15 protein-coding genes are annotated in these 14,782 nt (G+C 42.5%); 5 read left to right on the top strand and 10 right to left on the bottom strand.

Features of this window, described 5'->3' with window-relative positions; all coding sequences use genetic code 11:
* Nucleotides 1-347: 347 nt before the first annotated feature.
* Together H6F92_RS02250 and H6F92_RS02245 are read right to left on the bottom strand one after the other, a co-directional pair.
* Nucleotides 348-938, bottom strand: a complete 591-nt coding sequence (locus tag H6F92_RS02250; protein WP_190356630.1) for a DUF4276 family protein — start codon at nt 936-938, stop codon at nt 348-350.
* Nucleotides 935-2,122, bottom strand: coding sequence for an AAA family ATPase (locus H6F92_RS02245; RefSeq protein ID WP_190356629.1), 1,188 nt, complete (start codon nt 2,120-2,122; stop codon nt 935-937). Before H6F92_RS02245 ends, H6F92_RS02250 begins: the two co-directional genes overlap by 4 nt.
* A gap of 389 nt (nt 2,123-2,511) precedes the next feature.
* On the opposite strand from H6F92_RS02245, the gene H6F92_RS02240 reads away from it, so the two are divergent.
* Nucleotides 2,512-3,648 carry a geranylgeranyl reductase family protein gene (locus H6F92_RS02240; protein WP_190356628.1) on the top strand — a complete coding sequence of 379 codons (1,137 nt, stop codon included), beginning with the start codon at nt 2,512-2,514 and terminating at the stop codon, nt 3,646-3,648.
* Here H6F92_RS02240 and aroB read toward each other — a convergent pair.
* Together aroB and H6F92_RS02230 are read right to left on the bottom strand one after the other, a co-directional pair.
* Nucleotides 3,625-4,725 carry a 3-dehydroquinate synthase gene (gene aroB / locus H6F92_RS02235; protein ID WP_190356627.1) on the bottom strand — a complete coding sequence of 367 codons (1,101 nt, stop codon included), beginning with the start codon at nt 4,723-4,725 and terminating at the stop codon, nt 3,625-3,627. The two genes, H6F92_RS02240 and aroB, sit on opposite strands and share 24 nt — an antisense overlap.
* A gap of 199 nt (nt 4,726-4,924) precedes the next feature.
* Nucleotides 4,925-5,320, bottom strand: coding sequence for a hypothetical protein (locus H6F92_RS02230; RefSeq protein WP_190356626.1), 396 nt, complete (start codon nt 5,318-5,320; stop codon nt 4,925-4,927).
* A 414-nt stretch (nt 5,321-5,734) separates the two neighbouring features.
* Here H6F92_RS02230 and petN point away from each other — a divergent pair, with 414 nt between their 5' ends.
* The 4 genes from petN to H6F92_RS02210 all read left to right on the top strand — a co-directional run bounded on the left by petN (nt 5,735) and on the right by H6F92_RS02210 (nt 8,856).
* Nucleotides 5,735-5,824: a cytochrome b6-f complex subunit PetN gene (gene petN, locus H6F92_RS02225; RefSeq protein WP_012265708.1), complete on the top strand. Its 90-nt coding sequence runs from the start codon at nt 5,735-5,737 to the stop codon at nt 5,822-5,824.
* Nucleotides 5,825-5,840: 16 nt separating this feature from the next.
* A complete protein-coding gene (locus tag H6F92_RS02220; protein WP_002768280.1) occupies nt 5,841-5,984 on the top strand; it encodes a hypothetical protein in 144 nt (47 codons plus the stop codon).
* Between the two features lie 42 nt (nt 5,985-6,026).
* Nucleotides 6,027-7,280, top strand: a complete 1,254-nt coding sequence (gene sbcD, locus H6F92_RS02215; protein WP_190356625.1) for an exonuclease subunit SbcD — start codon at nt 6,027-6,029, stop codon at nt 7,278-7,280.
* Between the two features lie 130 nt (nt 7,281-7,410).
* Complete coding sequence (locus H6F92_RS02210; protein ID WP_190356624.1) at nt 7,411-8,856, top strand: serine/threonine-protein kinase; 1,446 nt, start codon at nt 7,411-7,413, stop codon at nt 8,854-8,856.
* 6 nt (nt 8,857-8,862) lie between these two features.
* Here the strand turns inward: H6F92_RS02210 and H6F92_RS02205 are convergent, their stop codons facing one another.
* From H6F92_RS02205 to trpB, 6 genes are all read right to left on the bottom strand, one after another.
* A complete protein-coding gene (locus tag H6F92_RS02205) occupies nt 8,863-9,315 on the bottom strand; it encodes an ATP-binding protein (RefSeq protein WP_190356623.1) in 453 nt (150 codons plus the stop codon).
* Nucleotides 9,302-10,297 (bottom strand): anti-sigma factor antagonist, encoded by a 996-nt coding sequence (locus H6F92_RS02200; RefSeq protein WP_190356622.1) that lies wholly within the window; start codon nt 10,295-10,297, stop codon nt 9,302-9,304. Before H6F92_RS02200 ends, H6F92_RS02205 begins: the two co-directional genes overlap by 14 nt.
* A gap of 114 nt (nt 10,298-10,411) precedes the next feature.
* Complete coding sequence (locus H6F92_RS02195; protein WP_002781787.1) at nt 10,412-11,062, bottom strand: DUF3318 domain-containing protein; 651 nt, start codon at nt 11,060-11,062, stop codon at nt 10,412-10,414.
* Nucleotides 11,063-11,416: 354 nt separating this feature from the next.
* A complete protein-coding gene (locus H6F92_RS02190; protein WP_190356621.1) occupies nt 11,417-12,046 on the bottom strand; it encodes a ribonuclease D in 630 nt (209 codons plus the stop codon).
* A 178-nt stretch (nt 12,047-12,224) separates the two neighbouring features.
* On the bottom strand, nt 12,225-13,214 hold the full coding sequence (locus H6F92_RS02185; protein WP_190356620.1) for a CAP domain-containing protein: 990 nt from the start codon (nt 13,212-13,214) through the stop codon (nt 12,225-12,227).
* Between the two features lie 286 nt (nt 13,215-13,500).
* Complete coding sequence (gene trpB, locus H6F92_RS02180; RefSeq protein ID WP_190356619.1) at nt 13,501-14,748, bottom strand: tryptophan synthase subunit beta; 1,248 nt, start codon at nt 14,746-14,748, stop codon at nt 13,501-13,503.
* Nucleotides 14,749-14,782 lie beyond the last annotated feature (34 nt).

Raw genomic sequence — 14,782 nt, 5'->3', positions numbered from 1 at the left:
ACTGACTCAACAATATCAATTTTGGGTACGACCGGCATCGCCAATTTATCCACTTAATTATCTTTTCTATAAGTAGGGTCTGCGGCAAAAAGTTTTTCCTGGGGGTAGGAGTCGGTCGTCTCCGAGTCAGTAGCCGGTCGTTTCAGGCTTTGTTGCCCTTTTTTTGTACCAAGCGATGTACTACAAGAAGGATAATGCAAGGTTTTTGAAAGTCCCAATCCTATTTTCTTGCACTAACATCGGACTTTAACAGGTCAAAAGCTTTATTTTAAAAGGGTTTTACCATTATTCAGCAAGCCCTAGTTAGGATCTTACAGGCTTTTAATTATATTAGGTCGAGGTCTATTCTAGTTCTGGTTCCGATTGGGGCGTTGTCTCATTTCCACAACATTTTTGATACCTTGGACAAAAGTTTGAAAACTACGGGATTTATTTTCAGTTAGGGAAAGATGGGGGGCAATCTGTTTAGAGTGGGTTCCTGCATAATACTCTTTCACTAGCTTTTTTAATTCTTGTTTGGCCGAGTTAAGCAGGTCCGGTTCTCTGTATTTCCTTTTATTTTGTTTTTGGCCGAGACTATTTAAATTATACGCCTTGGCCACCGCTGCTAAATCTCCCAGAAACCAAGATTCTAATTCATGGCAAATAATCCGAATTAAGACTTGAGCATCACTGGCATTTTGACAAATTTGCCCTAGTTTCTTTTTGAGTTCTTGACAATCGTGGGAATCCTGATCGTGGACAATAATAAATTTGGTATTGGGACTAGATTTCTTGAAAGCTTTGAGTTTTATAGGAATAGATTTGGCTAGGTCTTGTTTGCCTTGATGACTAATACATATATAGCTGATTTCTCGGGGAATAAGTTTAGGCAAAAGTTCTTCTAACACATTTTTTATAGATGACTCTTCTAGCAAAAATACGATATCATAGTTCATTGGGGTTCTACTCCTTTAAACCAGCCTTGATTCCAAAGATAGCCGGGTAAATCGCCTTCCGCTACTAAGTTTTTGATGATTTCGCTATCGGTAGCCCTATGGATTTGGGTGATACCTTGGGATTTAATTAGCCAGAAAATACTAGCTAGTGGAACCGCATTGAGAAAATCGGGAGAGTGGCTAGAAACAAATACCTGACCCCCCCGATAGCTATAGTGGGCGAATTCTTCGGCTAGTTCTTTTAATAAAGTAGGATAAAGTTGGTTTTCTGGTTCTTCGACACAGAGTAGGGGATGAGGATTGGGATCGAATAGTAATATTAAATAAGCGAACATTTTCATAGTCCCGTCAGAAACATAGCGATCAATAAAAGGGTCTTTAAAGGCCTGATCTTGAAAACGTAAAATCAAGCGACCGTCTTCGGTTTCTTTGGCTTCCACAGAAGAAATACCCGGAACTCGTTGTTTCATTTTTTCGAGAATTTGCTGAAAAATTTCGGGATATTGTTGATAAATATATTGAGCAACTGTAGCTATATTGTCTCCAGTGGGGGATAAGTGTTCAGCATAAGATATTTCTTTACTTCCTCTAGCTTCGCTAATATGAAAGTCAGAAACGTGCCAATTTTCAATCAGAGAACGAAAGGCTGTAGCGGCTTTAAAACGTTGAAATTGTCCTAATCCTTTGATCGCTAGTATATCGTTAGATTCTAGCTGTTGTTCTTCTCGATCGAGTTCTTTATCTGGTTTACTAAAATCTTCTTCGTTGGTGATAGCATATCCTTGGCCAAGTTTAAAATCTAAAAAATGAAAAGGTGCACCGTGTTCACCCCGTTTATAGCGAAGTATTTCGCGTTTGATAACGGGACGATTATTGTTTTGTCCAATTATAAGTATATAAGTAACCAGACGTTCTGTATCTAAGATTTTCATGGGAAATTGCAGCTCGATTTCAATATCTTCCTGTTCTTGACCTCTAGTGATAATTTCTCTATAACCGCCGCGAATTTGTAAGGCTTGGCGAATGTTGTTTTTGAGGGCATCTCGCAGAAAACCAAAAATATCAAATAGAGTAGATTTTCCCGTGCCGTTAGCTCCAATAATCACACAAAAAGGGGGAATATCTCTTATGTGTATATTTTTAAACATACGATAGTTTTTTATTTTAATAGAAACAATTTTCATAATATAATCGAGTCATTATAGTTTTTTTGATTATACGATTGATCAGGTGAAGATTGATCAATTAGTCAAAAAAGCCAGAGATTAGGCTCTCTGGGAAATTGGGGTATAAATCAGCGGCTCTCTTAGGTTTGGTGGGTAAAATGTATTCTAAAATATAGTCCTGCCGGCGAGCGAATGGAAGGAACCACTCCAGACACAGAGGACACAAAGATTGATCGCTTCTATAGTAAGTTAAACTGATCACACAAAGAATAAGAGGGCTAATCAGCTAGAAACTAGAGAGGCAAGCTCAACCGACTGAGGAAGGGACAAGAAACCAGACTCAACACAAGTTGCCCAAAATAGCGTAAATTGTCTATAAATTTGTTCAACGACTTAAATTAGTACAAATGTTTGACTGTATTATCATCGGTGCGGGACCAGCAGGAGCGACGGCGGGTTATCATCTAGCTAAAAAGGGAAGATCGATCCTGATCCTCGATAAAGCGAAATTACCCCGTTATAAACCCTGTGGTGGGGGGGTATCCCCGGCAATTAAGCAGTGGTTTGATTTTGACTTTACCCCCGTGATCGAGAATACCGTCACGCAAGTACAGTTTACTTGGAAACAGGGGGATGCCGTCACCACCAAGTTAAATATGCTAGAACCGATGTGGATGGTACAAAGGGATCGTTTCGATGATTTTTTAGGTCAACAGGCGATCGCAGTCGGGGCAACTATCCAAGATAACAGCGAAGTTACCCAGATCAAATTCGTCCAAGATCACTGGCAAGTTATCACATCCCAAGGAACATTTTCAGGCAAATATCTGATTGCTGCCGATGGTGTTAGGGGCAATACCAGTCGCTGGTTGGGATTACCGGCGAAAAACGAAGCGATCGGGGCTACTCTGGAAATTACTAACGCAGGGGCTACTATTCCCCCCCAAAAAGCTTTTTTTGATTTTGGTTCCCTAAAAAATGGTTATATCTGGGCTTTTCCCAAGTCTAATGGTTACACAATTAGCGGTGGTTGTTTTAAGGGCAGCATCAAATCCGAGGATCTGAAAAAACAACTGTTAAATTATGCCCGTCAAAAGGGCTGGAATTTAGAGGATTATCGCTATAGTGATTATGCTTTAGCCCTTTGGAACGGAAATCAACCGCTACACGCCCAAAATGCCCTAATTACAGGAGAAGCGGCGGGGATTCTCGATCCTCTCATCGGTGAGGGTATCCGTCCGGCAATTTTCACGGGAGTTAAGGCAGCCGAGGCGATTGATCGAGCTTTAACTGGTGATAATCGGGCTTTAGCAGGCTATAGTCGGATAATTCGGGAAGAATGGGGGGAAGATATGGCTTTAGCGGCCAAATTAGCCGGTTTATTCTATCAATTTACCCAAATCGCCTACAATGTCGCCGTTAAACGGCCGATCGCCGGTCAACTGATGGGACGTATTCTCGTGGGAGATTTAAAATACCGGGATGTTACGGAACAAGCGATGCAACAATTGAAAAAGCGTTTACTGCCCGGATTCGGTTGGTGATAACACCTCGCGCACCAGGGTGGGGGTGACTCGATCGCTAATGGTCACTTGGCCGATTGCCGTTGGTAAAATAAATCTAACCTTGCCATCTTTAACCTTTTTATCGGCAGTAAGAGCATTAACCATCTCATCGGCATTTAAAGGCGGAATACGGGTTTCTAAGGCGGCTTTTTCGATTAAATCGGTTTGACGTTGATTTTCCCCGGCGGTCCACATTCCCAGTTTAACTGCGATCGCACCTGCCGCCACCATCCCCATCGCCACCGCTTCCCCGTGGTTAACGCTAGTATATCCCGTTAGACTTTCAATGCCGTGGGCGATCGTGTGACCATAGTTTAAGATCGCCCGCAAACCCGCTTCTTTTTCGTCTTTGCATACCACATCTGCTTTAGCTTGGCAAGACTTTGTAATAATTGTTTGCAATAGCTCGCCATCGATCTGAGAAAAACTGGCTAAATTGTCCGAGTCTTCTAACTGTTGAAATAACTCAGCATCCCAAATTACACCGTATTTAATCACTTCTGCCATTCCAGCCCGAAATTCTCGCACGGGTAGAGTTTTAAGCACGTCAGGATCGATCAGAACTAATTTCGGTTGATAAAACGCCCCGATCAGATTTTTGCCCTGGGGATGATTAACACCAGTTTTACCCCCGATGGAAGCGTCCACCATCGCTAACAGAGTGGTGGGAACCTGGACAAAATTAACGCCTCGTAACCATGTGGCTGCCGCAAATCCCGTCATATCCCCGATTACACCACCACCGAGGGCAACCATAGTCGAGGAACGTTCCAGCCGGTGAGCGAGGGCGCTATCATAAACTTGAGCGATCGCATCGAGGGTTTTATAATTTTCGCCGGCGGGGATCAGATGAGTAAAAACGACAAATCCCGCTTTTTCTAGGGAATTAACGGCTTTATGTCCGTAATAGTCAAAAATTTCGGGATTAGAAACCAATAAAACCTTTTTACCTAAGCTTAACTGGCTCATTTCTGCACCGAGATTAGCTAAACTGCCCTTCTCGATCAGAATATTATAGGAGCGATCGGGTAAATTAACGGGAATACAAATAGCCATAGGGTGTGGGGTGATGTTTCAGTGATCAGTGATCAGTAAACAGTAAACAGTAATCAGTAAACAGTGATCAGTAAACAGTGAAAAGACAGTGGGAAACTGCCATTTAATGCTGCTCACTTAATACATACTGCTCACTGAAAACTTAAATCTGATGACTGATGACTGATAACTGATAACTGATAACTGATAACTGAGTCGGTTATTGGCGCAGCTTAGTCAACTCTAACAGCAGACGAGAGGATAAAAAACAGATAAAGCTCTCTCCCAGAAAGAGACTTAATTGCCCACTGTCAGCGATCAAGTCTGTGGATAATTGTAGGGGAACTAGGCCGCGGACTAGGGCAAAAGCTGCCACTGTACCATCTTTGAGATGGGGATTATCATCGTTGCGGACGACATAACGATAGGTGACACCGAAGAGAAATCCGCTAATTATCGCCCCGGATATCTTGACAAAAGCGCCAATTAATGTGAGCGATTCCCCTAAAAATAGTCGATCAACAGTCAAAAATAGCAGATAGGGAACCAGGAAAGCCAGCGCCGAGATACTCCCCACCTGTATGGATTCGATTCTTTCCTTGAGCGTAATTTGCACGATCGCCTCTCTAAAACGGAGTCACTGATGGAGTATTATCGAAAATTTGGGTTGAAAACCTCGCCCTTTAGGGCGACTTTATGTTAGCATTAAATTGAGTCGTTGACTTTGGGAACACAGGAAACAAGCGACACTCCGTAATCCCTAAATCTCTAACCATCACTGGTACAAAAGCTTTCATAGTAAGTCCACATGGTAAGAGCGAAAAACAATTAAATACTGTGGGACACACAGAAATTTACGCTTGGGGAGTAGTCTTTAAGAGTGCTTGCCTTGTAGGTGTAGTCGGACTAGACATGAAACTGTAAGACCAAAATTAGCTTTGCTAGTAGCGGCAAGATTCAGCCCAAGAATCTCCGCACTTTTAGGGCGGAGAGTGTCAACTCCTAAGTAATTCGTTTAACAAAGGCAATTATGGATATTTTGACACTTGGTTGGGTTAGCATTCTCGCCCTGTTCACTTGGTCGATCGCCATGGTGGTTTGGGGTCGTAACGGTTTCTAGGTAATCTATAGATACCATGGAAACATCTCTGATTCTCAACACTCTCTTTCTAGTCGCCTTAATTCTTCTCGTTGTCGTTAGTGGTGGCATTCTCTACCTGACGACTACAGAATGGCGCGATCGCCGTCGTCAAGATGGCGATAAAAAATTAGGAAAATAATCCTGAACAGGTGTACTTAATTACGCCTGTTTTTCCTTTACTATGATTAAAATACTGCACTTATCGGATATTCACATGGGGAGCGGTTTTTCCCATGGACGTTTAAATCCAAAAACGGGATTAAACACGCGTTTAGAGGATTTTATGGGCAGTTTAAGCCTCTGTATCGATCGGGCTATTGCTACCCCTGTGGATCTAGTGCTTTTTGGGGGAGATGCCTTTCCCGATGCCACTCCCCCTCCTTTTGTCCACGAAGCTTTTGCCAGTCAATTCCGTCGTCTTGCCGATGCTAATATCCCGACGGTGTTATTAGTGGGTAATCACGATCAACATTCTCATGGTAAGGGCGGTGTCAGTCTCTCCATCTATCGTACCCTAGCGGTGCCGGGGTTTATTGTTGGCGATCGCTTGACCACCCATCGCATCACCACCCGCAACGGCGATATCCAAGTAATTACTTTACCCTGGTTAACCCGCGCCACTCTCTTAACCCGTCCCGAAACCGAGGGTTTATCCTTGAGTGGAGTAAATGAATTATTAATTAACCGTTTGGAACCAGTTTTAGAAGGAGAAATCCGCCAATTAGATACAAGTGTACCAACAGTTTTATTAGCCCATTTAATGGCCGATCGAGCTAGTTTAGGAGCAGAAAGATTTTTAGCAGTTGGTAAAGGTTTTACCGTGCCTTTATCCCTGCTAAATCGTCCACAATTCGAGTACGTTGCCCTCGGTCATGTTCACAAACACCAAAATCTTAATCCTAGCAATGATCCGCCCATTGTCTATCCGGGGAGCATCGATCGAGTGGATTTTAGCGAGGAAAAAGAAGATAAGGGCTATGTCTTAATAGAAGTGGCTAAAGGAGAGGTTAAATGGCAATTTTGCCCTTTACCCGTGCGTCCTTTCCGTTCCATCGAAGTGGATGTTTCCGAGGCAGCAAACCCCCAAAAAGAACTGCTGAAAGCTCTCAAAAAATACGATATTCAGGAAGCAGTTATCCGCTTAGTTTATAAAATTCGCAGTGAACAATTAGAACTAATCAACACCAATCAGCTTGATGAGGCGTTAAAACCTGCCCATAGTTATAGTATTCGGGCCGAGTTAATTAGTCAATTAACCCGTCCCCGTTTACCAGAATTAGGGGTGGGTAATCAATTAGATCCGATGGAAGCATTAAAAGCTTATATCGATAATAAGAAAGATTTGCGCGATATTGTTGATGATATGTTAGAGGCAGCCCAGCTTTTATTAAATCAACAGCCAGAAATTTGGCTAGAGGAAGAAACCTCGATTTAGTTATCAGTTATCAGTTATCAGTTATCAGTTATCAGTTATCAGTTATCAGTTATCAGTTATCAGTTATCAGTTATCAGTTATCAGTTTACTGCTCACTGAAACATCTTCCCTATCCCTGTTTGAACTAACAATGAGTTTATGTCTTAATCCCGATTGTCTATATAACAATGATCCTACAGATAAATTCTGTCAAAAATGTCGCTTTCAATTATTACTAAAAGATCGTTATCGTGCCATAAAATTAATTGGTCAAGGAGGTTTCGGTAAAACTTTCCAAGCAATTGATGAGGATAAACCTTCTCAACCTTATTGTGTGATTAAACAATTTTTTCCTAGCGCTCAAGATGGTAACGCCCTCAAGAAAGCTGCGGAATTATTTAAAGAAGAAGCGATTAGTTTAGATAATCTCGGGCAACACCCACAAATTCCCTCCCTCTATGCCTATTTTACTGGCAATGATGGGCGACAATATCTTGTTCAAGAATATATTGAAGGACAAAATCTAGAACAAGAATTACAAAGCGCGGGAGTTTTCAATGAAGAAAAGATCAAATATCTTTTATTAGAAATTTTGCCAATTCTTGATTTTATCCATGCTAAAAGAGTCATTCATCGGGATATTAAACCAGCTAATATAATTAGGAGACGCAGCGATAATAAAATAATTTTAGTGGATTTTGGTGCCTCTAAATTTATCACTATTGCTAATCTTTCCCTGACAGGAACAGTGATCGGTTCGGCGGGATATATCGCACCAGAACAAGGCAATGGCAAAGCAATTAATAGCAGTGATTTATATAGTTTGGGAGTCACTTGTATCTATTTATTGACGGGAATATCTCCCTTTGAATTATTCGATGTGAGTGAACATGAATGGGTATGGAGACAGCACCTGATTAATAATCCTGTTAGTGTTGAATTAGGTAAAATTTTAGATAAATTAATTGAATTTGGCACCAAAAAACGTTATCAATCAGCCGGGGAAGTCCTACAAGAGTTAGCAGTAAAATTAGCCGTAGTGATTCCGCCAAAACCCCGATCACAGAATACAATTCAAGAAACGGTTTTGCCAGTTTTTCCAGCCGCCACCAGGGAGGAAATTAACCTCAAAAGTGCCAAGGAAATTGATTACACTAACCTACGGGATTTATTAGCGCAAGAAAAATGGCAAGAAGCAGATCGAGAAACAGCTAATCTATTCTTAAAAGTTGCCGATCGAACTAAAGAAAAATATCTTAAGATAGAAGATATAGATAACTTTCCCTGTGAAGATTTAGCCACTATCAATCAACTCTGGTTAAAATATAGTCAGGGAAAATTTGGTCTATCTGTTCAGAAAAGAATCTATGAAAGTTTGGGAGGAAGCGGCAATTATGAGCAACAAAAATGGAACGCTTTTGGAACAAAAGTCGGTTGGCGAGTTAATAACAAGTGGTTATACTACGATCAAATTACTTTCTCTCTCAAAGCACCCTCCGGACATCTTCCCACCCTTGTGTGGGGTGTGGGTGGTGGCATAATTCTTTTTTCTCGTCTGGAAACCTGTACCATTGACTTAGTTTCTAGCAGGGGATAAATTAGCTTAAAAACTTTTCTGGAGAATTAAACAATTTCTCCCTTCGCCAGTGCGGATATATTGTAAAGTATCAGTAAGAGAACGCATGAAAAGTAATCCTCGATCGCTTTCCATTTCCAAAGGTGCGACGGGATGTTGTTGTAGAGAATCAAGTTTTGCTTGCAGATCAAAAGATTGACCGTGATCCCATATTCTTATTTCTAGAGAATGGGACTGTAAAGTTAATTCTAGATCGATGGGTGTAGTCGGTGGTAAATGTTGGTGAGCGTAACGGACAGTATTAGTAAATCCTTCCGCTAAAGCCACTTTACACTGCCAAAGCACCGACTCAGGTAGAAAAGAGCGGCCGTGAGATTCAAACCATTGTAGGACTGGGATTAAAGCTGCCAATTCCGTCCGGACTTGTAGATGGAAATGGAGGGGGAAAGAAGGGGAATTTAAGACTTCAGAAGGCACCACTGTTTTTTTGAAAGAGAATCAAAATTGTTTTAAAAATAAGTTGTAGATCGTAGCTTAAACTCCAATTTTCTTGATAGCGCAAATCTAGTTGAATTACCTCTTCAAAATTACGCACCCGCGAGCGACCATTCACCTGCCATTCTCCCGTCATACCGGGTTTTACATCTAAACGTTGCCATTGGGGAACATCGTAGCGTTCCACTTCATCGGGTGTGGGAGGACGAGTGCCGACAAGACTCATTTCACCAATGATCACATTCCAAAACTGGGGCAATTCGTCTAAACTGGTGCGACGTAAAAATTTTCCTACCCGGGTAATCCGGGGATCATTTTTATTCTTAAAAAAAGCTCCCTGCGCTTGATTGGGGATTTTATCCTTGAGTGTTTCTGCATCCACACACATGGAACGAAACTTAAGAATCTTAAATTCCTTTCCCAACCAACCGCAGCGGGTTTGACTGAAAAAAATCGGCCCTGGACTGTCTAACTTAATAGCGATAGCAATGGGGACAAAAATAAACCCCGTGATTAATAAACCCACGATGCCACCAACAATGTCAAGACCGCGCTTTAACCAACTGCGAATCGAGGGATGGGTTTCCGGTAGATGGTTTTCAGTGGTAGTAAAGCCGTTTTCTTGGGGTGCTAGGGGGGGGGTTTGGAAGGTGAATAATTGATCTAGTCCCGTAATCGATAAAACCCCCATCACTGGGGGATGGACGTTAGCCAGCACTAACTCGATATTTTCTGCCCTGGCCGCTTTGAGATTATGGACTAAAGCACCGACACCACTACTATCCATAAATTGAGTGGCATTCAGATCAAGAATGACTTTTGCGGGGGTGGGTGTTTGGGCGATGAGATGGTGAAAGATATCCTTGAACTGTACTGCTTCCAAGACAGTCAAGCGATCGGGCATCCGCAAAACCGGATACTCCATCGGAATGATCAGAAAACGTGTTTCAGGGATTTGGGAAGTCATCGACACAACGAGGTGGTTTGATAGATGAGCAAGGCCTGATGACCTACTTAAATGTTTACTACACTTTTCCGCAAATACCAATGGGTAATGTCACAGATTATCTGTAATTATCGGCTAACGAATCTCACCTAGGGGCGGACGGCCTTGGGTTTGGGCTTTCGCTTTGGCTGCACTCTTTCTCAGGGCATCTAAACGGGTCTCATAACGCTTACGCAGACGACGGTTGGGCGTTTGTTCAATTAGGGTTTTAAAGGCACTGCCTAGGCTCTTGTAGGCGTTGGGGAGAGAATAACCGAAACGGGTGGCCAAGGCGATCGCTTTTTCATCGGCTTCGATCGCTTCTTTGAGAATTTTATCACCGTTATTTTTGCGCCAGAGACGATAACCAGAAATCCCACACAATCCCATGGCCAAGAGCAATAATAAACCGTCCTGTACCCATAATTCCCCCACCGCACCACCTAAACCAATAGCGAGGGCGGCCATTTCCCAGCCTTCCCGGGGAATACTATCATTTTGAATCCTGGCCACTTCATGCCAAAAGAGCAAATTACGCTGATCGATGGCTAAATTTTCCCATTTTGCCAAATCTATCTGAATTTCTACCTCATCTCTGCCAATTTCTTCACAACGGATCAGGGGGGGGTTAATCTCTGTGGAACCTTCTACCGTTACCCAACTTTGTAATTCTGGGGGTAGTAGGGTTTTTAGGCGCCGAAGTTCGCTCATTTCGGCTCGTGCAGAGGAGGCCGCATAAGATGTCATAGATTTTTTACCTATTCTCTACCAATGACGATGATTTCTATTTTCGATCATAGCGGTCTTTTTTGTGATCTTGGCAGCTTTTGGCAGTAGGAAGCATTTTCAGTGATCAGTAATCAGTCATCAGTGAGGGAAGTGGGAAGTGGGGGAAGTGGGGGAGTGGGGCGTGAGAAGTGGGGGAGTGGGGGAGAAACAATCCATAACTGGGTTTTTAAAGTCCGATTGGGAGTCAATCATACTAAGTAGGTGGGTGTTAAAAATTGTCAGATACCCCCCTTATTAAGGGGGTATTAAGGGGGGATCAAAGACAAAATCTATCTTCTATTTACTTATTAAATAGACCGTAACTTTTGCTGACTAATGCTCAAATATATCTTTATATTGCTGTAAATCTAAAGCGGTGAAGATGGGGATACAACTAAAGCATTTTTGAGCTAATTCCCATCTTTCTTCTCTTTGCAGCATCACAATTAGTTTATCTCGCACTGACAGTAAATAGCGCACATCGTTGGCGGCATAACTCAGTTGTTTTGGGGTAAGATTAGCCGCATTTCCCCAATCAGAACTTTGAGCGGTTTTGTCTAATTCTATGCCTTCCAATTCCTGCACGAGACTTTTTAAACCGTGACTGCTGGTATAAGTCCGAGCGAGTTTACTGGCGATTTTGGTGCAGAAAATCGGTTGAGTGGCAATGCCAAAAGTTTGGGATAGTTGAGCCACATCAAAACGGGCGAAATGAAAGACTTTTTCTATCCGCTCATCCTCCATGACCTTTTTGAGATTAGGAGCCTCTGTTTGCCCCCTAAAAACGCGAATAGCGGTGACAAAACCACTGGGGTCACAGAGTTGAATTAAACACAGTCGATCGCGACCCGGGATTAATCCCATAGTTTCTGTATCTACAGCGATCGAATTAACCCCTAAATAACGGGATAATAGGTCATCACTTAAATCTTGATCGCACACTTGAAAATTATCTAAGTTCATATAGTTAGAAGATAGGAGACAGGAGACAGGAGACAGGAGGGAAATTTGTAATGCTTTTGCCTATCGCACGACTGCCTTTATTTCCCTGATAACTGATAACTGATAACTGATAACTGATAACTGATAACTGATAACTGATAACTGATAATTAAATTTAAATATCATCCTGGTCATTTTGTCAACGCTTTTTAACAAAAAGTTGTGTAAAATAATATTCACCAGCGTTATTTTTAGCGATACCGATACCAGTGAGATTATAATCACCAACCATATTTTTTTGATGACCAGGACTATTAATCCAACCCTTGACGGCAACAGCAACAGGGTCAGGATATCCCTTCATAAAAGCCAAATTTTCGCCCATTTTTTCTAAAGGAATCTTCCTTTGTACTGCCTTGACTCTTCCCTCGAAACCATCATGACTAAAAGGAGCCTGTTTATTGGCCATTTTTTGACTAAATAAGCGAGCTTCATGACTAATGCGAGCATCGAGACGTAGGGGCGGTAAATTTTGAGAAATTCGGTAGCGATTAACTTGATAATTAGTGTTTTCTTCAAGGGTAATTAAAAAAGATTGATTCTGAATAGGATCGTAGCTAAGGGGATTAGTAGCAACGGGAGCGGATTGACGTTTGAGAAATATTTGAGTAAAGTACAATTTTCCTTGATTATCCGTCGCTACTCCAATCCCGGTACTATCAAAATCTCCCCCCATATTTTCCCGATGACCTTGACTTTTAATCCAGCCATCCACAGCCATCATTACTGGGTCATCATAACCTTGATTAACTGCCAGATTTTCCCCCACCGCTTGATAGGGAACTGAAACACCAATAGTTTGCGCTCTTTTGTCAAAATCTTGATGACTAAAAGGAACTAAACCCGCGGCCATACGTTGGCTATGTAATCTTGCCTGTCGCGAAATTGCCCGATTTAACAGTAGGGGAGATAAATTGCGAGATTGACGATAGCGATTGACCTGTTGATAGATTTTATTCTCTAAAACAAGTAAAGTTGCCGCATCTAAAGGAGAGGGAGAAGGAGAGGGAGAGAAAGATGGTACAAGTTCCGTAAAAGAGCTATAGTTTAAGGCACTACAGGCCATTAAACTTGTCGATACAAGCATCAAAATTCCTAAATGATAACGTTTCTTAAAAGAACTTTTCATATTAAGCTAGTCTGGAACGGTAAATAGGTCAAAACGAATATCAAATTTAGATGCACAATAGCTTATCCCTCTCATTTATCAGTTATCAGTAAACAGTGAGCAGTTATCAGTGAGGGTATGGTGAGTGGGTAGCATTTCATTGCTCAGTAAATATTAATCTGTCAAAAGTGAAAAGACAGCAAGAAACCGCCATTTAATACTGCTTATCTAATACTGGTCAATTAATCCTCAAATCTGATAACTGATAACTGATAACTGATAACTGATAACTGCTCACTGCTCACTGTTAACCATTCATCGATAGATATTTAGCCACCGATTGCACATCTTTATCACCCCGTCCAGAGAAATTAATAACAATGCGAGGACTACCAGTTACTTGCGGGCAAAGAGTTTCTAAATAGGCTAAAGCATGGGCAGTTTCTAGGGCCGGAATAATCCCTTCTAAACGAGAAACTCGTTGAAAAGCTTCTAGTGCTTCCTTGTCGGTGACGCTATAATATTCGGCGCGACCACTATCTTTTAAAAAGCTATGTTCTGGCCCGACTCCGGGATAGTCTAAACCGGCACTAATGGAGTGGGCCTCGATAACTTGACCTTCGTTATCTTGTAATAAATAACTCATGGCCCCATGTAGAACCCCCGGTTGACCTTGGGTAAGGGTGGCGGCGTGTTTTCCAGAAGCGATACTTTCTCCGGCGGCCTCAACACCAATTAAACGCACGGAAGTTTCTTTAACAAACTCATGAAATAAACCCATAGCATTAGAACCACCCCCCACACAAGCGAGGAGAATATCCGGTGAACCGCCCCATTTTTCCAGACTTTGCTGACGGGTTTCTTGACCGATAACCGCGTGAAAATCGCGCACCATCATCGGATAGGGATGGGGACCTGCCACAGAACCGAGGATGTAGTGAGTGGTTTCCACATTAGTTACCCAGTCGCGAATCGCTTCCGAGGTGGCATCTTTCAGGGTTCCCGTCCCGGCGGCCACGGGTTGCACCGTCGCGCCAAGCAGTCTCATGCGGAAAACATTGAGTTCTTGGCGTTCCATGTCGTGAATTCCCATATAAATCACGCATTCTAGACCAAAACGAGCGCAAACCGTAGCCGTGGCCACGCCGTGCTGTCCTGCCCCAGTTTCGGCGATAATTCGCTTTTTACCCATGCGTTTGGCTAATAAAACCTGACCGAGGGCGTTATTAATCTTGTGGGCCCCGGTATGGTTTAAATCTTCCCGTTTTAGGTAAATTTGCGCTCCAGTACCGTCAGCTTTGGCATAATGGGCGGTGAGACGTTCGGCAAAATATAAGGGACTAGGTCTGCCGACGTAATCCTTGAGCAGTTGATTTAATTCTTCTTGAAAATCGGGGTCGTCTTGATACTGATTATAGGCCGTTTCTAGTTCACTTAAGGCTGGCATCAGGGTTTCTGGGACGTATTTGCCCCCGTAGCGTCCAAAACGCCCAAAAGCATCGGGATACTGGCTTGCTGTGCTGGCTGAGGCGGTATAAATCGGCGTGATAGTCATGTAAACCTTCGATGAGAGACTTATCATCCATTAT

The organism is Microcystis wesenbergii FACHB-1317 (genome assembly GCF_014696875.1).
In the GTDB taxonomy this organism is placed as follows: domain Bacteria; phylum Cyanobacteriota; class Cyanobacteriia; order Cyanobacteriales; family Microcystaceae; genus Microcystis; species Microcystis wesenbergii_A.
This window is presented reverse-complemented; position numbering and strand designations above follow the sequence as displayed.